Origin of the sequence: Bifidobacterium aquikefiri, assembly GCF_002259795.1 — a bacterium.
Classification (GTDB): Bacteria; Actinomycetota; Actinomycetes; order Actinomycetales; family Bifidobacteriaceae; genus Bombiscardovia; species Bombiscardovia aquikefiri.
In genome coordinates, this window is sequence record NZ_MWXA01000003.1 from 240454 (window position 1) to 260203 (window position 19750).

A 19750-nucleotide genomic window follows, 5' to 3' on the forward strand; every position below is an offset into this window, starting at 1 on the left:
TGAAACTATGACTACAAGGCAACGTCATCACGTGCCTGACGCTATACATACCAACGGTGCGCCCATGAACCCCTGGTGGGCGAATGCGGTTGTCTACCAGATTTATCCAAGATCGTTCCAGGATGGCAACGGTGATGGCTATGGGGATCTGAAGGGTATCATCTCTCGGCTTGGCTATCTGGCGGATCTTGGCATCGATGCGATATGGCTCAGTCCCGTGTACCGTTCCCCACAGGACGACAATGGCTATGACATATCTGACTACCGCGACATCGACCCGATGTTTGGCAATCTCGAAGACATGGACCGTCTCATCGAAGGCGCACACGAGCTTGGCATCAAAATCGTGATGGATCTTGTGGTCAACCACACTTCTGACGAACACGCCTGGTTCCAGGCTTCACGAGACAAGAATTCACCGTATGCCGACTGGTATTGGTGGAGGCCAGCTCGTGAAGGATTCATACCAGGGACACCCGGAGCAGAACCGAATCGGTGGGGTGGAAGCTTCGGTGGGTCTGCATGGCAATATGACGAGAAGCGTGGAGAATACTACCTTCACACCTTCTCAAGGAAGCAGCCCGATCTGAACTGGGAGAACCCGAAGGTTCGTTATGCAGTCTACGACATGATGAATTGGTGGCTTGACCGTGGCATCGATGGCTTCCGCATGGACGTGATCACGCTGATTTCGAAGCAAATCGATCAGGAAGGTCGACTGCCTGGAGAAAGTCACGGCACCATTGCCGACCTGCCTGTTGGTGAGGAAGGCTATTCAAGCCCTTGGCCGTTCAGCATGGATGGTCCTCGCCTTGACGAATATCTCAAGGAGATGCGAGCTCACGTCTTCGAGGGAAGAACCGGATATCTTACCGTTGGCGAAGGTCAGGGCATCTCTTCAAAACGCAACGAGTTCATTACCGATCCTGCCAATAAGGAACTGGATATGATATTCCTCTTCGACCATGTTGGCGTCGATCAGCAAGGTTCGAAGTGGGGTATGACGAAGCTTGAACTGCCACGGCTCAAGCGGGCGATGATCGAACAGCAGGATGCCGTGCGTACCAAGGGCTGGGCCAGTCTGTATTTCAACAACCACGATCAGCCGCGTGCCCTTTCACGGTGGGGCGATACCTCCACTCCTGAGCTGCGTGTGAAGTCGGCGAAGGCTCTCGGACTGATGCTGCACATGCATCGTGGAACCCCGTATGTATATCAGGGTGAGGAGATCGGCATGACCAACGCCGGATTCACCAAGCTCGAACAGTACCAGGATCTTGAATCGATCAATGCATTCCATCAGAGGGTCGAGGACGCCAAGGTCCAGGATGCCGGTTCAATGATTGACTCCTTGGCACAGGCGAGTCGCGACAATTCGCGGACGCCGATGCAATGGGACGACAGCACATACGCAGGTTTTACCGATGCCAGTGCCAAGAGCCGACCATGGATCTCAGTCAATCCCAATGCAGCGGAAATCAATGTGCAGGCCGAGAAGAACGATCCGAATTCGGTCTATTCGTTCTATCGCAGGCTTATCGAGTTGCGGCACGATGATGACGCGGTATCGTCCGGAGAATTCATTCCCATCGATATCGATGACGACAACGTGTGTGCCTTCAAGCGAACCCTTGGTTCAAGAAGTTTGCTGTGCGTGGTCAATGTCTCTTCGCAGACCGTTGATGTTCCGACACAGACAGCGCATCTGCTTGGCGACGATTTCAAGCACGAGAGTGTAGTCATTTCCAATATTGATTTTGACGAGTTACGGAAAACCGTGCACGAGGGGCAGCTAGCACCATGGTCTGCTTTTGTGTACCAAATCTAGGATAGGAGAGGTTCCATGGATGCAAACGTGAGCAACATACAGCACGTTGCCAAAAAGAAGACCCAGGCCAAAACCTCGGCGCGGCACGGCACATTGCTCTATAGGAAAGTGGTTGAGCACCTCCACCAATATTGGCAATTGTGGGCATTTACACTGCCCTCCATCGCCTTCGTGGTGCTTTTCGCATACGTTCCCATGTATGGCGTTCAGCTCGCATTCCGTCAGTTTGACTTCACCAAAGGGCTGACGGGTGGCACATGGGTTGGATGGCAATACTTCGAGCAGTTCTTCCGTGACCCGATGTTCGTTGAAATCCTGAGCAATACCTTCAGGATCAGCATGTGGACCTTGGTGATGGGCTTCATCGCCCCCATCGTTCTTGCATTGCTCATCAATCAGATTGGCAGTCCGAAAGTCAAGAGCTTTGTGCAGACCATCACCTATATGCCTCACTTCATTTCGACGGTTGTCATGGTCTCCATCATTCAGATCTTCCTGGCTCCATCGACCGGTCTGCTTGGCCGCTTCCTGGGACGTACCAGCATCATGGGCGATCCGAACGCCTTTGCTCCAATCTATTGGATCTCAGAAGTCTGGCAGCATGCAGGATGGAATTGCATCATCTATCTCGCGGCCTTGTCATCGGTCGATCTTGCCCTGTACGAGGCGGCGCGCATCGATGGCGCAGGACGTCTGCAACTGATCAGATATGTTGATATTCCCACCATAATGCCAACCGTGGGTGTGCTGCTGATCTTGAACATGGGTTCCGTGCTCGGCGTGGGATTCGAAAAGGTCTGGCTGATGCAGAACACTCTGAATATCAATGCTTCCGAAGTCATTTCAACGTATACATACCGCATCGGTCTGTTGAACAATCAGTTCTCGTATTCGACTGCAATAGGTCTCTTCAACTCTCTGGTGAACTTCCTGTTCCTGATCATGGCTAACTTCATAGCCAAGCGGACCAGCGATACGAGCATCTTCTAGGAAAGAAGCGAACATGACATCGTCCATGCAAAATAACGAGCCCATAACTCAGGCAACCACGGTTGCCAATCCAAGCAACAAGAAGGAAATCATAGCCTGGAACCGTCATAGGCATCAGGACAAGACGGCTTCCGACTGGGTTGTCGATGCAATCATCGCTCTGGTCGTCGTCGTGGTGCTTGTCGCAATCATCTATCCGCTGTGGTTTATCATCATCGCTTCGTTTTCATCCCCAACGGCAGTTTCTATCGGTGAAGTGAACTTCTGGCCAAAGGACGTGAGCTTTACCGGATATGCAAAGATCCTTGCCGATACTCGTATCTGGGTGGGTTATAGGAACACGCTGATCTACAGCATCATCGGTACCGCGGTGAACCTTCTGGTGACCATTCCATCCGCCTATGCCCTTTCCCGTAGAGAATTCAAACCTCGCCGCATCATCATGTTCCTCTTCACCTTCACGATGTTCTTCAGTGGCGGCTTGATCCCTAGCTATTTGCTGATGAAGCAGCTTGGCCTGATCAACAGCATGTGGGTGTTTGTGCTTCCAGGTGCGTTCAGCGTCTACAACATGATCATTGCCCGCTCGTTCTTCGAGACCTCGATTCCTGAGGAGCTTCGAGACTCGGCACGAGTCGATGGCGTGTCGTATTTTGGGTTCTTCTTCAAGATAGTGCTGCCATTGTCGGGTGCGATTCTTGCGGTCATCGGCCTGTACTTCTTCGTTGGGCACTGGAATGACTACTTCACGGGTCTTATCTATATCCGAGATGAAGGCAAGTATCCGCTGCAGAATGTGTTGCAGATGATTCTGCTCACCAACCAGACTACCCAGGGTTCTGGCAATGTCGGCATGTCTGCAACCCAGGCTCAGAACTTTGCAGATCAGATCAAGTTCGGCATCATCATCGTGTCGAGTCTTCCTCTGCTGGTGCTCTACCCATTCCTACAGAAGTACTTCAACAAGGGTGTCATGATCGGAGCCGTCAAGGGCTGATTGGTGCAATGGAGACGGTGCGGATCCCGATGAAGCGTGCATGCTCTGGAAAGAGCAAAGGCAGAAAGACATCATCGGGACCCACGTCGTCTCCATTTTTTGTTCCGTATTGATGAATATCATCTGTTGCCTGAACGAGAGTCGCCTTCCATTCAATTGCAAACATGCTCATACAGACATGTCTGTGTTGAATCATGCGATGGTGACTGTCGAAGAGAGTGACGGTCGCGGCAGGGTATTGAGGTGGATCACATTGACTTTTTGTGGGCATGCGACTGTACCATGGTCAGGCTGATCGATGAGATATATGGCAACCTGACAAGTGGACAGATGGCAACGACAGGAAAGAGCTGAAGATGAGAAGAATTTCGCTCGGCTATGAATATTTGGCACGTATCGTCATGATGATTGTGGTTGTGAACATTGCGATCATCGTTCATACGCTGTTCGGGCTTGTCGCTGCAGGATTCTTTCCATCGATTTCCGCTGCATATTCGACCTATCGCCGGTGGATACTGTCGGTTGATGACCGTTCGTGGTCCATCACCAAGACGTGGAAGGTGTTCTTTCATGAGTGGAAATCCGATTTCGTAGGTGCGAATGTTTTTGGCTGGATTCAGTTTGTGGTCTGGGCGGTACTGCTTTGGGAATACTGGTTTGTGCAACAGAATAACCTTGGCCAGATGGGGTTCGCCGTTTCTGGTATTCTGCTCGTGCTGAATATCATCTATATTCTCTTTGTACTTGAGAGCTGGGCGATTCGCTCCCACTTCAACGAGCGGGCTGGCTGGATCATTCGTACCACATTCACCATGATCCTCGTGCGTCCCATCTGCACATTCTTTGTGCTTGTGGTAGTGCTGCTGGTTGGAGTCGCCTATTACAAATGGCCTGGCCTGATGGTTGCCTGTGGCATTTCAATTCCAATTTTTACCACCATGATGTGCATCTATTCCTGGGGCAAACTTCCCAGCATGGATATCCATCAGATTGAGCCGCTGGAGGATGATTTGAAAAAACGGCATCAGACGGACGTCAATGATCAGCAATGATGCAACAATGATTTCGACTACGATTGACGATGAGCAATGATGGTTGATGATGGAGATGTGAATGAGTGCAGATGATGATTCGCGCAATGTAGATGATGAAATGAAGTCGCGGTCTGTTCCGAGCTCCAACGCAAACGGCAATCGACCCAGTACCGCGGATGCTGACCAGGGAGATGCCGGTCATCGCGCAAGGAGTCTGACGGCTTCTTTATCTCCCGAACAGTTGAATGCCGTTGCTGCGCTGGCGAAAAACAATCAATACGAGCATCAGTCGTCTTGGAAAACCCTGAGGGAACTGCCTCTCAAGGAGCGCATGACTTTCTTCGTCGAGCATTTTCTTCTTGCAACCATCGCGATTGTCGTGGCTCTCGCGCTGATCATCACATTCGTTGTGAGTTATGTAACCAAACCTGCCGATCCAGACTTGACGGTGCAGGGATTCGACATGTCGAACTATGCGTCGCAACTGACGACGCTCAGCAATGAATTCGCTTCCTCTGAAGGTTTGAGTGATCAGCATTCGGTTGACATTACAGGCGATATGGATATTTTGACCAATGCCACGTCTGATGACTCTGCAAAATTGCTGGCCATGGTCAGTGCGGGTCAGATCAATGTTGTTTTCGGTAACAAGGCAAATTTCACCTCACTGAATAAGCGCGGCCTGATCACATCCGTCAGGTCTGTGCTCGGTGAATCCGCCATGAAGCAGTATGCCGATGCATGGGTCAATGCGAAGGGCGCACCAACAACGGATCCTGCCAAGGTGGCTGGTCTCGACCTTTCCCATGCCACGAAGTGGAAATCCGCTGGACTTCCCAGCAAGACGTACATTGGTTTCAGCAATGTGCAGAAAAGCAAGAAATACGCCAGGCATTTCATCACTTTCCTTGACTTTGGATAGTTAAGCTTTCAAGGATCACACCGCAGTCGTCGCTGCACGGCGGAGAGTGCAGAAATGACAATGATGACATGCAGCAGACGGAAGTGGTGCTAGGGTATATACTAATTGTTAACAGTTAGCAAATGTCAAAGGTGACTATTCATGACGGTGAAATACTCTGGTCCAGAACTCAAGCCCTTCATTACGGGGATGGCAGACTACGAAATCGGCCCCTTGCATGGAATCATCGCTCACAAAGTTCCCAAAAGATGGAGAACACAAATTCCGGATTCTTCGTTCTGCTGGAACGAGATGTGCTCATCAGGAATACATGTGGATATGATCATACGAGGCCCGGTCAGGTTGGAAGTGGCTGTATATGAACAATTCGGTTGGGATCATGAGTTCGCCATACAACGATCGGATGGGGCTGAAGTTGTCTGCCATACCGTTCCAGTCGTGGATGCGGGAATCTACAAGGATGTGGATGATGCCGGGGGCTGTGCACTGACGAAGGCAACAGCGACTGTTATTGATATATCGCCGATTCGAGAATCAACCCTGACGCACGTCAGTGTAGTTCTTCCTCATCGCGCAATTTCTGAGATAATCGCTGTGACAGCCGATGAAGCAGTGCTGCCAGAAGCGGTCTCCTCTCAAGATATCAATTGGACACATTATGGAAGTTCAATCTCTCAAGGGGTTTCGGTCCACAATCCTGCGAAGCGCTGGACAGAAGTGGTTTCACATCAGTTGGGATTATGTCTCTATGACCTCTCTATTGCAGGAAACGCACAATTGGATGCGCCGGTCGCGCGATCAATCGCTACCAAGGAAGCAGACTTCATCACCTGCTCCATCGGCATCAATCTCGTAAACGCCGATTCGATGCGCGAGAGAAGTTTCGTTCCTGCCCTCCATGGATTTCTCGATGTGATTCGTGATCGTCAGCCAACCACTCCGATCATGCTGATTTCGGCATGTGCATGTCCAATTCATGAGACTGTTCCAGGACCTACATATCTCAATGAGCAGGGGAAATGCGTCGCTGCGCGGCGAGACGTGGAATGTGATGACGGTGCGTTGACTTTGCAAAGAACCCGCGAGCTGATGTCACGGGTTGTTCATGCTCGTCAAGATCCCCATCTTTCCCTGTTGGACGGCCGCTCGTTACTGGGTGATGCCGATACGCAATACCTGGAAGACAATCTACATCCGAATGAGGCAGGAACGAAACTCATTGCGGATAGGGCTGCCTTGGTCTTTCGCAAGTTTCTTAAGCTGTGATCGAGGGTGAAGATCACATCGAAGCTGACTCACCGCTCTATGAATCACACTGTGCTCCATACGAATTGAAGTTTCTCTACGCAGACGAAGGTCAGTATCATGACATACAAAGCTTGCACACTTGGACAGGTCTCTTTGGGCAGTGGTGTCTATGAAGATCGACATCGCAACAACGTCGACTATATCCTCTCGTTACACAATGAGAATCTGCTCCAGAATCATTATATTGAATGTGGAATCAACAGGTATCCGAACCTATTCGGCACTTGGGAGGGTAAAGAAAACTCTCACGGTGAACATCTTCATTGGGGATGGGAAACCCCTGGAAGCGCCGTTCGGGGTCAGTTCCTCGGACACTGGCTTGCAGCAGCGTCGAGAGAGGTGGCTGCAACAGGCAATGCCACCTTGCGCATCAAGGCCCTGAACATCGTTGACGAACTTGCGCTGTGTCAGAAAGAGCACGGTGGAGAGTGGGTGTTTTCGATACCTGAGCTCTACATGGATCATTTGGCGCAAGGTCACCCCAATGGGGTGCCCCAGTATGTGCTTCATAAGACCTTGATGGGGCTTCTCTGCGCCTATAGATATCTTGCCTCAGACAAGGCGCTCGACATTGCTCGACACGCATCGCAGTGGATCATGCGTTGGGCCAGGCAATTCGATGCCGATCGGTGGAATGCCATTCTCGATGTAGAGACTGGTGGCATGCTTGAAGTTTGGGCTGATCTCTATGAGATCACGCACGACGTGAAGTACCGGGAGATGCTCGATCTCTATTGGCATCAGCACCTCTTCGATCCGCTTCTTGCAGGTGAGGATGTTCTCACCAATCGCCATGCGAATACGACCATTCCAGAGGCAATCGGCGCGGCACGTGCCTATGAGGTTACAGGAGCGCAGTGTTGGAAAGATGTTGTCGAAGCATATTGGAAGTGCGCCGTGGAGCGGCGAGGTTTTTTTGCCACGGGCGGATGCAATGCAGGGGAAATCTGGTGCCCTCCCTTTGAATATGCTGCAAGAAGAGGGGATAAGAATCAGGAGCTCTGCACTGTATTCAACATGATGAGGCTTGCTGATGTGCTGTTTCGGTGGACTGGCAGGAGAGAATTTCTGGATTATTATGAGCTCAATTCGATAAATGGGCTCCTTGCTCAGACACATGCACGCACAGGAATGCCATCGTATTACCTTCCGCTCGAAGGTGGTGCAAGAAAGCTATGGGGTTCGCGCCTGCATGATTTTTGGTGCTGCCATGGCACTGCCGTTGAGGCAGGGGCAATGCACGGTGAGGGAATCTATTACTACGATGAAAGCGCTGAGCTGCCCGCCGTCGTGGTTGCAAGATTCGTGAACTCGAAGCTGACCCTTCCCATCGCGAACGGTGAACTTCACATTGCCATGCAAGAAGGGTCAAGCATGCAGGGCGATGCGTTGCACAATGCATCTTCAGCAGGAGCATTGCATAGGCCTCAATCTCTGACGGCATACCTGAAAGTCGAAAACGCGGGCCAAGCCTCGATTATCCTTCGATTGCGGATGCCGTCATGGTGCAGCGGCTCTCCCACAATCAGCGTGGATGGAGTCAGACGCCCGGCTCATGCGGTCAATGGGTTTACCGAACTGGTGATAGCCCCTGGTCGCTGTGAAGTGACTCTCGTGGTGCCAAAGGAACTCAGAGCAGTAGCCATACCGGATGCACCAGAAACAGTTGCATTCCTTGATGGGCCCGTTGTCTTGGCTGGGATCGCCGACAGGGAGACAACGTTATACGGTGATCTCAAGCGCCCCACCTCGATGCTTGCATCCAACAACGAACGACAATGGGGGACATGGATGCATGGATACCGCAGTATTCACCAGCCTCAATCGATGGTGTTCAAACCGCTGTACGAGGTCGACGACGAAGCCTACTGCGTCTACTTTCCAACACAGCCCTGCGCGACATAGCAAGTCAACGTTCAAGTTCAGATATCGATATCAGAGAAAAGGGGAATCAACGATGCATGGAACGGACTCATGGAACTATGATAGCTACGGACCCAACCCCACCATTGATCCGGATGATTTCCGCATCACACGGATCGTCCCTCACCACGATGGTTTCAGCATATCGTGGAGTCCAGCTCTGGGCGAGCGGAAATATATCGTGCGGTGGAACGACATTGAGCACGGCGATGAAGGATCGCTGCTGATTGACTCGACTGCTGCGATCATCACTGGATTGCGTGAGGGGTTCAACTACAGGGTGGTGGTGTCTACGATCGATGGGTCCTTGCAAACCCGGCCTCGTGTGCTTCGGACATCGGACGTTCCAGGAACCGTGATCAATTATCTTCATCCCAAGGATGACAGTTTCAATTTTTCAGGCAGGTTTCTGGCAAGCCCTTCAATCGTTCGCCTGAGTAATGGCAGGCTGCTCGCATCCATGGATGTTTTTTCGTGGCATGGAGGACAAAACCTTACCATGATCTTCAGCTCGGATGATGCAGGGGAGACGTGGGAATACCTTACCGAGCTGTTTCCTTGCTTCTGGGGCGCAATGTTCGTGCATCGCGATGCCTTGTACATGCTTGCAATGACTACGGAATATGGTGATTTGATCATTGGAAGGGCATCAGATGAGGGGCGCAGCTGGTCACAACCCGTGACCTTGTTCAGATCATCCGCGAATGGCGATGTGGGAGGACTTCACAAAGCGCCGCTTCCCATCGTCGAAACCCATGGGTGCCTGGTGACGGCAATAGACTATGGGTCGTGGGAAACGGGAGGTTTTCAGCAGGCCATAGTGTCGGTGCCCTCTGATGCTGATCTGTTGGATCCCGACCAGTGGAATCTGTCGAAGTCCTGCAATCCGAAGGATGCATTGCTTCGCAATGCATCGATTGTCGGTAGCGGGCTTGAAGGCAACGTCGTCGTCGGCAATGACGGCATCATTCATGATATGTTGCGTCTACAACTTGGATCTGAGAGCCAGCATCCATCACGTGCCCTCATGCTTACAGTGGATCCATCGCTGACAAGCCTATCGTTTGAAGGGACTGTGCCATTCAATGGGGGCAATAACTCCAAGTTCTTTGTTCTCTTTGATGCTCAATCCGCTCTATATTGGGCTGTGGGCAATGAAATTGCAGGTGGCGATGCCGATGCCAGAAACATATTGTCACTCAGCTGTTCGAAGGATCTTGCCATGTTCGAGAACGTCCACCGAATAGTCGATCTCAGTCATGGAGATCCTCGCTACGTTGCCGCTCAATATCCCAGTTGCATCATCGATGGCAACGATTTGCTGGTAGTGAGCAGAACAGCCTGGAACGAGGCTGATTCATACCACAATAGTAATTACATCACCTTCCATCGTGTGCAGGATTTTCGACAATATGCGCGATGAATTCTGCCTGGCAAGGCGTTAGGTTCTGGGAAATGAGCGTGCAAGAACCGAGCGGAGTGGCTCCATGATGTGGATTTGCATATGGAGCCTCGCGGGTCGCAAGCATCATGAATTCGGAAATTCCCGTGTGATCCATGAGATGAACAGCTGCATCCATGACTGAACGCATTGCTCCACTGCGCCATGACCATGCCAGGCGGTCTCTGCTGTACCAAGACTCAGACCATGATCGCCACTGGGATATATATGTGCTTCGATAGGCACGCCATGTTCCAGACATGCTTGGACGAAAAGCAACGAATTCTGAACGGGAACGAGTTGATCCGTGATGGTGTGCCATATAAAGGTGCGCGGAGTTTTCTCGTCAACCTGAGATTCGAGACTGAGCCTGTTGAGAAGACTGCCGGTATTGTATGTCTTTCCAAGCAAGGCCTTGAAACTATCCTGATGCCCATATTTTCCTGAGGTGATTACTGGATAGCCAAGCATCATCCCATTCGGTCGAACGAGATCAGGGTCGAATCCATGCTCTTTCAGTTGCTCTGCCGCTGCACCGGTGCCCAGGGTTGCGCTGAGATGGCCTCCTGCTGAGAAACCTGCAACAATCACTTGATTTGGGTTGGTATGCCACTTGGATGCGTTGTTGCGTATGAGGGTTATTGCCGACGCCAGCTCGAGTATGGCATTGGGATACACGGATGGTGATACCGAATAGCGCAATACGAACGCGTTGCATCCGTTGCCTAACATCTTCAGTGCTATCGGTTCTGCCTCTCTGTCGGAAGTAAAGACGTATCCACCACCAGGGACAATGATGACCGCTGGCCTGGTTACTGCGCTATTCATTTCTGGGCTCGTGTCGATGACATACCCATCCAGATATGCCGAGGACCCATCCAGACTCTTCAGATCGTGACGAAATGTAAGCAAGGCCTACCCTTCCCTTCATGTTGTTCCCCAGGTGATGTCACACGAAACGGCGTCAATGCCTCTTATCGTGTGAACGACAATGTGTCCACGCTCTCAGATGAAACTATACAGCGAATCTTCTCCATAGATGACTCATCCACTCCGTCTATAGGCATGCGACATTGCCCTGCAGCGATTCCTAGCAGTCTGAGTGCATACTTGATGTTGCCGATACTCGGCCCCAGCACCCTCACCATGTTCCGAATATGCTGTTGGATAGCCGCAATTCGAGGTTTGTCGCTAAGCATGACGGCATCTCGTAATTCGGACCACGCCATTGGATACACTCCCGAGACTCCTGAAATCACTCCTGCGCCTCCATGTGAAATCGTGTTTGGAAAATCTGCGTCATTGCCGGACCAGATATCAATATGCGGTGCTATGTGATGATATTGTGCAACGCGATCTGAAGCCATGCCAGAAAGCTTGAGACCATCAATCCCTATGTCTGCGAATCGTGAAATTGTCTTGGCGGTTATATCGTTTCCTGTTACGTCTGGATATATATATGCATACAGCCGTCCAGGCGTTCTCTTGCGCAGAAGCTCGTAGTAATGCAAAGTCGATGCTTCTGATATATGAAGATAGTACGGCGTTATGGCGGTGAATCGAGTGGCGCCGACATCCGCCGCCATGTTGAGCAACATGCTGGTCTGCCGCAGAGATGCGGCACCGATGTGGGCGATTACTCGCGAGGTGTCAAAAACATTGAGTGCAGACTGAATGAGGCGGGTTCGTTCATACGGACTGAGCGAAGGGAATTCCGCAGTTGTTCCATTGACAAGAACACCATCGACGTAGGGTAGCAATCTAAGAAGGTAGAGCTCGAATTCATCGATGGCTATGTCTCCATGCGCGTCAAAGATTGCAATGGCTGCTGAAATTATTTGTGAAGTGTGTGATCGCATCATGTCCTCTTCATTGAGAGTTGCACTACAAAACAGAGTTATTAGACAACTGTTAACATTATAATATACCAAAGCTTAAGCCTTCCACGCCAGAGATTGGCTCCCATGCACTGGAAAACATAGATATTCTCACAGATACCACGCCTTTTTATAAAATTGACATGGATTTTCAGGCAGCGTACACTATAAAAATGTCAACAGTTATCAAAGATGTAACTGTGGACACTATTCCAAGGCACAGTCTCATCCCAATGTTTGGCAAGTAATTTCAGTACAGACGAACCAAACGAGATTTATTGATGCAGAGAGAAAGGAATACACATGACACATCGAAGTGTCGCGTGCACAGCACAAAGAGTCATCGCAATGGTGTCGGCATTAGCCGCGCTTGCCGCAGTTGCTTCGTGCGGCGGGAATTCTTCAGAGGCCGGGAGCAATGAGAAACCGGTCATCAAGGTATTGGTCCAATATGACAGCACCAACAGACTGCCAATCGCAAAAAACCAGTGGGTCTCAACTCTGGAATCGAAGTGCAATTGCACCATTCAATGGCAGATTGTTCAACAGAATGCCTGGGCGCAGCAGAAGTCTGCGATTTTGGCATCCGGCGATGTGCCAGATGTCTCGATTCGAGCGTTCAATCCAGACGATGCTGCAAAGTTCCCTTACTTCGAGAATCTCAAACCCTATCTCAAGCAGATGCCCAACGTTGAGGCGTTTTTCAAGGAAAACCCTTCCGCCAAGCGAATGGTTTCTGACATACAGGGGAATTTGGAGGTTCTTCCAGCGGGGATGCCATCAGGGGGATCGAACCAACATTGGATGATCAACAAGACTTGGCTGGATAAGCTAGGTCTTTCGATGCCTACAACGTGGAATGAACTCATTCAGGTGCTGGAAGCATTCAAGACGCAAGATCCAAATGGCAATGGGAAGAACGATGAGATTCCCTTTGATGTTACTGCTTTGGGAACCGATGGTTTTCGGTGGTACACCCCTATGCTGGCGCTCGGATCGACGGGCATCGTGACTCAGGCTCAGGGCGGTCCGTTCCAAGACGGCATATATGTGGAGAAGGGGAAGGTCAAGGAATGGCTGACATCCAATGAGTTCAAACAGACGCTGCAATGGTATGCGAAGCTGTTCAAGGCTGGTTTAATACCTGAAAATGCCTTGACCCAAGATGGTTCGAAATACGGCAGTGCCCTTACAGGCACCAAGGAAGTCGCAACCGTTGGACTGGCATTTGCCTATCAACCCGCGGCATTCGGCACTCATGCCAATGAATATGTTGCAATGCCTGTTCCAAAGGCAACCGCGTCAATGTCCGACAAGGACGTGGTGTGGGACGCTTCTGGCGACTATGGCAAATATGAAAACTATCATCTTGCCGTGAAGAAGGACGACGCTCATATGAGCAACATCCTCAAGATGGTTGATGCCCTCTACAGTCCAAGAATGTCTGTAGAGCAGTATTACGGCGATATACCGTCACTGGTAACTGAAGAGAGCACAAACACGTACAAGATCTCGGATAAAGTCTATTCAGATCCCAATGTGTTCTATAGTCTCGGGCCTTGCTTTGCAGGTTGGTTCCCTGAAAGCCTGAAGATCAAGGGAGATCCGAATATTACTGCTCGTGAGAAGGCAGAGGCTGCGTATGCAAGTGCATACGGCAATTACAAGGTCAATGTCGATTCGATGCCGATATGGGTCAAACTCGATGACACAGACGAAAAGACATTTGACGGCAACAATACACAGATCTTGAATTATGCAATCCCATTAATCGCCAAATGGATGAATGGATCAAGTTCTGATTACGGACAGGCGTGGCAGACCTATGTGTCTCAGGTGAACAAGCTCGGTTTGCAGCAGAACGTCAAGCTGTGGCAAAAATGGTATGACAAATATGAACAACAGAAAGTCTGAAATCATCCGTTTCCACAGTTCGTATTGAGCGGCGTTGAATGAGATGTCTGTCGAGCTGCCCTATGGCAGTGTGCGGATGTCCATGCAGCGCCACGGTCCATGAATTCGTTGGTCAATGAAGTAGATATCCCTCACGGCTTGCTCCGTGTGACCAGCATGTATTGAGATTCCGAACGACGCAGTTTCTGGAGAAGACAATGGGAGAACTCATTCAACGCCTTGTTGATTCCTCGCAATCGAGGATTGTGCACACCTTGGTGAAATCATGGAGATTGCTGGCTATGGCACTGCCTGCAATGTTCTTTGTCGGACTTTTTGCGTATGTGCCAATGTATGGGGTGCAGATTGCATTTAGAGAATATGATCCCCTGTCAGGATTGACAGGCGGAAAATTCATCGGACTTCAGTACTTCAAACAGTTCGTTGAGTCACCTGTGTTCTGGAACATCATTACCAACACCTTCAGAATCAGTCTGGGAACATTGGTGCTTGGGTTCTTTGCCCCTATCATTCTTGCCTTGTTGATCAATCAGCTGGGGAGCCAGAAAGTAAAGGGATTCGTTCAGACCATAACCTATATGCCGCATTTTATCTCGACGGTTGTCATAGTCTCGATGCTGAATATATTCCTTGATCCTCAATCAGGTCTGTTGGGAAAATCCCTGGGAGCCACAAGTGTTCTTGCAATGCCGAATGCATTTGCCCCAGTATATTGGATAAGTGAAATCTGGCAGCATACTGGCTGGAATGCAATCATTTATCTTGCGGCGCTTTCCTCCGTTGACGTTTCTTTGTATGAAGCTGCCAAAATGGATGGTGCCGGCAGATTGCAGCTGATAAGGTACGTCGATTTGCCAACGATCATGCCTACGTGTGTGATTCTGCTGATCATGAATATGGGTAGTGTTCTTTCCGTAGGATTTGAAAAAGTATGGCTCATGCAGAATGCATTGAACCTTCCAGCGTCTGAAGTCATATCGACTTTCACCTATCGAATAGGCATTCAAAGTTTCCAATTCTCGTATGGAACTGCAATTGGGCTGTTCAACACCATGATTAATTTCGTATTTCTGATTATCGCAAATGGAATATCTCGAAAAGTGACGGATACGAGCATTTTCTGAACAGGAGGGAGCTACACATGGATGACAAGCTGATTGAGGGCGGCATTGTTGCACTGCAACCTGAGTCTTCCGGTATCAAGACGAACAGACATGTCCATCAACGACGAACGGCATACGACTGGTGCATAGATGTTCTGCTGATGGTGCTCGTGGCCGTTATCATCGTAGCGGTCGTATACCCATTGTGGTTCGTGGTCATTGCGTCATTTTCAGACCAGACATTGGTTGCCACTGGGAAAGTCACGCTCTTCCCTAGTGGATTCACACTTTCTGGATATGACAAGATTTTCAGCAACGTTCGTGTGTGGAGTGGTTATAAAAATACGCTGATATACAGCGTTGTGGGCACTGCGTTGAATTTGGTGGTCACCATGCCGGCTGCCTTCGCCCTTTCGAGGCGAGAGTTTCCAATGCGTAGAATGGTCATGTTCCTTTTCACCTTTACCATGTATTTTGCAGGGGGTCTGATTCCCAACTATGTGTTGTTCAAACAGCTTCATCTGCTGAATAATATGTGGGTCTTTATTCTGCCTGGCGCAGTAAGCGTGTGGAATCTCATCATTGCCAGATCATTCTTCGAAACTTCAATTCCGGAAGATCTTCATGATGCCGCTCAGCTCGATGGTTTGAACGATTTCTCATATTTCCTGCGAGTCGTGATCCCACTGAGTTCAGCAATTGTTGCTGTCATAGGCTTATATTATTTCGTTGGGCATTGGAACGATTACTTTACCGGCCTCATCTACATTCGAGACGATGCCAAGCAGCCACTGCAAAACATCTTGCAAAGTATTCTGCTTGGCAGTCAGACCCAGACCACCGGGCAGGTCACTGCCGGTGTGGATATTCAGCAGCTGCAACAACTTGCCGATCAGATCAAGTATGGTGTGATCATCATTTCCACCATCCCGCTGCTGGTGCTCTACCCATTTCTGCAGAAGTACTTCAACAAGGGAGTGTTGATTGGGGCGGTGAAGGGGTAACCATCTGTGGCAGCGGCGAAGCCGGCCGTGCCACAGATGCCCGCTATTGCGAGAAGTCTCCTGTGGCCTTGTTGCCGCGTGTGCCGGAGAAGTCCGAGCAGCAGCGAGGCTGCTGGGAGTCTCGGGTCATTGTGGTGGCAGGGCATTGGAGAATGTCGTCATCATTCTATGCAGAGATCCGTTGAGGTGACGTGATATCAGGCGGGATGCCTCGCCTGGCTGGCCATTTTTCAATAGGTTCAGAATGACGATATGGTCGTTGAACGATGGAGTGAGGTCCGCATCCTGCGCATTGGTCAGGTCAAGCATGACTGAGAACAGTGGCTTGATCACTGACCAAAAGGCTGTGACTCTTGAATTGTTGGCGGCAAGGAGAAGTTCCTCGTGAAAATTGAGATCAGCCTGGGCATATGCGTGGGCATCATTCTTTTCCAGCGCCTGCTTCATTCGACCTATGGCATCATCCATCCCCACCCAGGAAATCGACTGTGGATGAGCGGCAACATGATCAACGGCAAGTTTTTCGAAGCACACTCGAACCTCATACATGTCTCTGACATCATTTTCGGATAATCCTGAAACAATGCACCCTTGGCGCTGCCGAAGCAGCAACCCCTCGCTGAGCAAGAGCTGCAATGCATCCCGTATCGGACCACGACTGACGTCATAGTGATCTGCAAGCTCAGTCTCTATGATCCGTGTCCCCTTTGGCATGGTCCCACGAATAATGCTGGAACGCAGGTCTTCTGCGATTTGATTGCCCATGTATTTTATTGCAGCGAGCTTGTGTGCCATTGGTTTTCCTTAGATCAGATCAACAAATCTGCCCTGCCTAGGTGCCATGTATCTGAGCATTTACCATGCATTCATGATGATTCATAGATACTTGACCAGAAAAGACAGTTAACAGTCTACTGTAATCCGATACATGAGGAGAATCGACCCACCAATGAAATTTGCGAGCGAGAGCGAGAGGTTAGAAAATCGGCTCACCGCCGGTGACTGCCAGCACAGTTCCACTTACATATGATGCTTCGGCATTGTTGGCAAGGAATACCATTGCACCTGCCAATTCGGACGGTTGTCCGGCTCTGCCGAGAGGCGTGTGCCTGCCAAAATTCTCGATGCTTTCCTGAGGCATGGTCGAGGTGATCAACGGTGTCCAGATCGGGCCAGGTGCCACGGCATTCACCCGGATTCCCCGGGGGCCGAGCTGCTGTGCGAGATTGGCCGTGAAATTGGTGAGTGCTGCCTTGGTTGCAGCATAGTCGATCAGGTTTGCGGAAGGATTGTAGGCTTGGATCGACGTTACATTGATGATGCTCGATCCCGCGTGCAGATAGGTAAGTGCCTGTTGCGTCACATAGAAGGTTCCCAGAAGATTCGTGGAGAAGATATTTCGCATGTCATCCCCCTTGAGATCAGCGAAGCCGCGAGGGCGTCGTCCTTGCTGAGTGCCGGCATCGTTGACAAGGATATCCAAGCCGCCCAAGGCCTCGGCGGCATCGTCCACGAGTTTGCGCGCCCTTGCCTCGTCGCGTATGTCGGTCTCAAAGATTTCGCATCCGCCCTTGCCATCGATATCGATGATTTCCTGTGTTCTCTGCGCATCCTCGATCTCGGATGAAAGATAGGAAATCGCGACATGCGCACCCTCGCGGGCAAACGCGATGGCCGTCGCCCGCCCAATGCCAGAATCGCCACCGGTAATCAGAGCACGTTTACCTGCCAGACGTTTCAAACCCTTCCAACTGAACTCCCCATGATCCGGTTCCGGTGTCATTGCAGTTGTCATTCCCGGCGCATTCTGTGTCTGCTGAGGAAACTCTTGCTTACTGAGTTGTTCGCCGGTCTTGTTTGTCGACTGAGCGTTTTCGTTTGTATTCGTCCCTGTCATTGCTTTTCCCCCATACATCGTTGTCTGGTATGCCAATGCCTGTCAATGGCAGTGTCGGTTCCGTTGATCATTGCCGGTTACGGCAAACAGGCCGGTATTCGAGATAGGAACATCCACACCACAGTATTATATCTAAGCTTAGAAAATGACATGTGAGAGTTCAAACATATACGCTGATAACAAAGATGTGTCTCACACTTGCGACATGAATCGAAGCACGGTTCTTTCATCTGCGCGGCGCGTTGAATTCAACACTTCAATGGTGCAGCCATGATCAATGTCGGCGAACATAGGCCGATCACGCTATTCTATAAGGCATGGTTTCAAGAATTTCTGGCTCGCAGCAGGCTTTGCATAGGGGCAATCGCGCTGCATTGCTGGATGCCATTCATAAGTTTGGGGCTTTGACCCAGATCGAACTCGCGGAAAAAACCGGGTTGTCAACCGGTTCGGTATCGAATCTTGTTCATCAAATGGTTGATGACAACATTCTTGAGACCGAAGCCACCATTCGCAATGGCAGACGAGCGACCTTGGTAACGTATGCCCGTCAGGATGGTGTCTCGGCAGGATTGTCCATCGACAAGCGTGGTGTGACGATCAACGTCATCAATAATCACAACGAGGTCCTCGCCGAGCATACGCTGCCCTTGCAACTGGGCCATAAGAGCGATGCTGTCATTCAACGTTGCCTGATGCTGATCAGCGAAACGATGGATCGCATAGGCGCTTCGGTCTCTGAACTGCTGAGCATCGGGATTGCAGTGAACGCTCCTGTGAATGCAAGGACGCATGAGATTGCGCTCGCCGGAATCTTGAGAGGCTGGGAGAATGTCAACATTGGCGCGCCCTTTGAGGAGGCCTTTCATGTCCCGACATTTGTGAACAATGATGCGAACATGTCGGCCATTGCCGAGGCAAATGTGGGAGTTGGAGTCGGACACCGTAACTTTATCTATATTCTGGCTGGCGATGGCGTTGGCTCTGGCATAATCATCAATGGGCATCTTTGGACTGGAGTGACCGGTCTGGCTGGTGAGATAGGGCATGTTCAGGTTGACCCTTTGGGGAGCATCTGCAGCTGTGGAAACCGGGGCTGTCTCAACACGGTGGTTGACGAAGACAGACTCGTTTCTCTGCTGAGCGTAACCCATGGAGACATGACACTTGATGATCTTATCGTGGAGGCAGTCGCAGGGGATCCCGGCTGCAGACGAGTCATAGCGGACTCGGCCATTCGTGTCGGCAGTGTCGTTTCCGGACTATGCATCGGAATGGATCCCGAAATTGTTATTGTAGGGGGCAAGCTTTCAATGTCTAACGAGATATTCATAGACCCATTTCAAGAATCCCTGCGTCGTCTGCTGTTTCCTGATGTCGTGGTTCCGATTCAGGTGCTCCAGGCTGATCATCCAGTCACTGGCGGTGCACTGGGAGCTGCCATATTCGCGATGGGGAAAGTCAATTCATTTATCCCCGCAATGTAGCATTATTGGCGGGGATAATTCCGGG

At 50.5% G+C, this 19750-nt stretch carries 17 protein-coding genes; 12 read left to right on the forward strand and 5 right to left on the reverse strand.

The window, feature by feature from the left end; translation table 11 throughout:
* The first annotated feature begins 7 nt into the window (after positions 1-7).
* The 3 genes from BAQU_RS02700 to BAQU_RS02710 are packed head-to-tail and all read left to right on the forward strand — an operon-like array spanning position 8 to position 3815.
* Entirely contained in the window at positions 8-1828 is a 1821-nt protein-coding gene (locus BAQU_RS02700; protein ID WP_094692512.1) for an alpha-glucosidase, read from the forward strand.
* Between the two features lie 15 nt (positions 1829-1843).
* Entirely contained in the window at positions 1844-2818 is a 975-nt protein-coding gene (locus tag BAQU_RS02705; protein WP_094692513.1) for an ABC transporter permease, read from the forward strand.
* A 13-nt stretch (positions 2819-2831) separates the two neighbouring features.
* Complete coding sequence (locus BAQU_RS02710; RefSeq protein WP_094692514.1) at positions 2832-3815, forward strand: carbohydrate ABC transporter permease; 984 nt, start codon at positions 2832-2834, stop codon at positions 3813-3815.
* Here BAQU_RS02710 and BAQU_RS10405 read toward each other — a convergent pair.
* Positions 3805-3987: a hypothetical protein gene (locus BAQU_RS10405; protein ID WP_094692515.1), complete on the reverse strand. Its 183-nt coding sequence runs from the start codon at positions 3985-3987 to the stop codon at positions 3805-3807. The two genes, BAQU_RS02710 and BAQU_RS10405, sit on opposite strands and share 11 nt — an antisense overlap.
* 184 nt (positions 3988-4171) lie before the next feature.
* On the opposite strand from BAQU_RS10405, the gene BAQU_RS02720 reads away from it, so the two are divergent.
* From BAQU_RS02720 to BAQU_RS02740, 5 genes are all read left to right on the forward strand, one after another.
* A complete protein-coding gene (locus tag BAQU_RS02720; protein WP_094692516.1) occupies positions 4172-4867 on the forward strand; it encodes a YesL family protein in 696 nt (231 codons plus the stop codon).
* 61 nt (positions 4868-4928) lie between these two features.
* The gene (locus BAQU_RS02725) at positions 4929-5771 is read left to right on the forward strand and encodes a hypothetical protein (RefSeq protein WP_094692517.1); all 843 of its coding nucleotides are present in this window, start codon (positions 4929-4931) and stop codon (positions 5769-5771) included.
* A 141-nt stretch (positions 5772-5912) separates the two neighbouring features.
* Positions 5913-7037 (forward strand): GDSL-type esterase/lipase family protein, encoded by a 1125-nt coding sequence (locus BAQU_RS02730; protein WP_094692518.1) that lies wholly within the window; start codon positions 5913-5915, stop codon positions 7035-7037.
* 99 nt (positions 7038-7136) lie between these two features.
* Positions 7137-8984, forward strand: a complete 1848-nt coding sequence (locus BAQU_RS02735; protein ID WP_094692519.1) for a beta-L-arabinofuranosidase domain-containing protein — start codon at positions 7137-7139, stop codon at positions 8982-8984.
* Between the two features lie 52 nt (positions 8985-9036).
* Positions 9037-10425, forward strand: coding sequence for a hypothetical protein (locus BAQU_RS02740; RefSeq protein ID WP_094692520.1), 1389 nt, complete (start codon positions 9037-9039; stop codon positions 10423-10425).
* Between the two features lie 105 nt (positions 10426-10530).
* Here BAQU_RS02740 and BAQU_RS02745 read toward each other — a convergent pair whose 3' ends face one another.
* Together BAQU_RS02745 and BAQU_RS02750 are read right to left on the reverse strand one after the other, a co-directional pair.
* Positions 10531-11355 (reverse strand): alpha/beta hydrolase, encoded by an 825-nt coding sequence (locus BAQU_RS02745; protein ID WP_094692521.1) that lies wholly within the window; start codon positions 11353-11355, stop codon positions 10531-10533.
* A 62-nt stretch (positions 11356-11417) separates the two neighbouring features.
* Entirely contained in the window at positions 11418-12305 is an 888-nt protein-coding gene (locus BAQU_RS02750) for a dihydrodipicolinate synthase family protein (RefSeq protein ID WP_094692522.1), read from the reverse strand.
* A gap of 363 nt (positions 12306-12668) precedes the next feature.
* Here BAQU_RS02750 and BAQU_RS02755 point away from each other — a divergent pair, with 363 nt between their 5' ends.
* From BAQU_RS02755 to BAQU_RS02765, 3 genes are all read left to right on the forward strand, one after another.
* Positions 12669-14234: a type 2 periplasmic-binding domain-containing protein gene (locus BAQU_RS02755; protein ID WP_158215618.1), complete on the forward strand. Its 1566-nt coding sequence runs from the start codon at positions 12669-12671 to the stop codon at positions 14232-14234.
* A gap of 197 nt (positions 14235-14431) precedes the next feature.
* Complete coding sequence (locus BAQU_RS02760; RefSeq protein ID WP_094692524.1) at positions 14432-15358, forward strand: ABC transporter permease; 927 nt, start codon at positions 14432-14434, stop codon at positions 15356-15358.
* Positions 15359-15375: 17 nt separating this feature from the next.
* Positions 15376-16341 carry a carbohydrate ABC transporter permease gene (locus BAQU_RS02765; RefSeq protein ID WP_094692525.1) on the forward strand — a complete coding sequence of 322 codons (966 nt, stop codon included), beginning with the start codon at positions 15376-15378 and terminating at the stop codon, positions 16339-16341.
* A gap of 126 nt (positions 16342-16467) precedes the next feature.
* Here BAQU_RS02765 and BAQU_RS02770 read toward each other — a convergent pair whose 3' ends face one another.
* Both BAQU_RS02770 and BAQU_RS02775 read right to left on the reverse strand, forming a co-directional pair.
* On the reverse strand, positions 16468-17136 hold the full coding sequence (locus tag BAQU_RS02770; protein WP_094692526.1) for a GntR family transcriptional regulator: 669 nt from the start codon (positions 17134-17136) through the stop codon (positions 16468-16470).
* A 181-nt stretch (positions 17137-17317) separates the two neighbouring features.
* Positions 17318-18238, reverse strand: a complete 921-nt coding sequence (locus tag BAQU_RS02775; protein ID WP_094692527.1) for an SDR family oxidoreductase — start codon at positions 18236-18238, stop codon at positions 17318-17320.
* A 317-nt stretch (positions 18239-18555) separates the two neighbouring features.
* Between BAQU_RS02775 and BAQU_RS02780 the strand changes: the two genes are divergently transcribed.
* Entirely contained in the window at positions 18556-19725 is a 1170-nt protein-coding gene (locus tag BAQU_RS02780; protein ID WP_094692528.1) for an ROK family transcriptional regulator, read from the forward strand.
* Positions 19726-19750 lie beyond the last annotated feature (25 nt).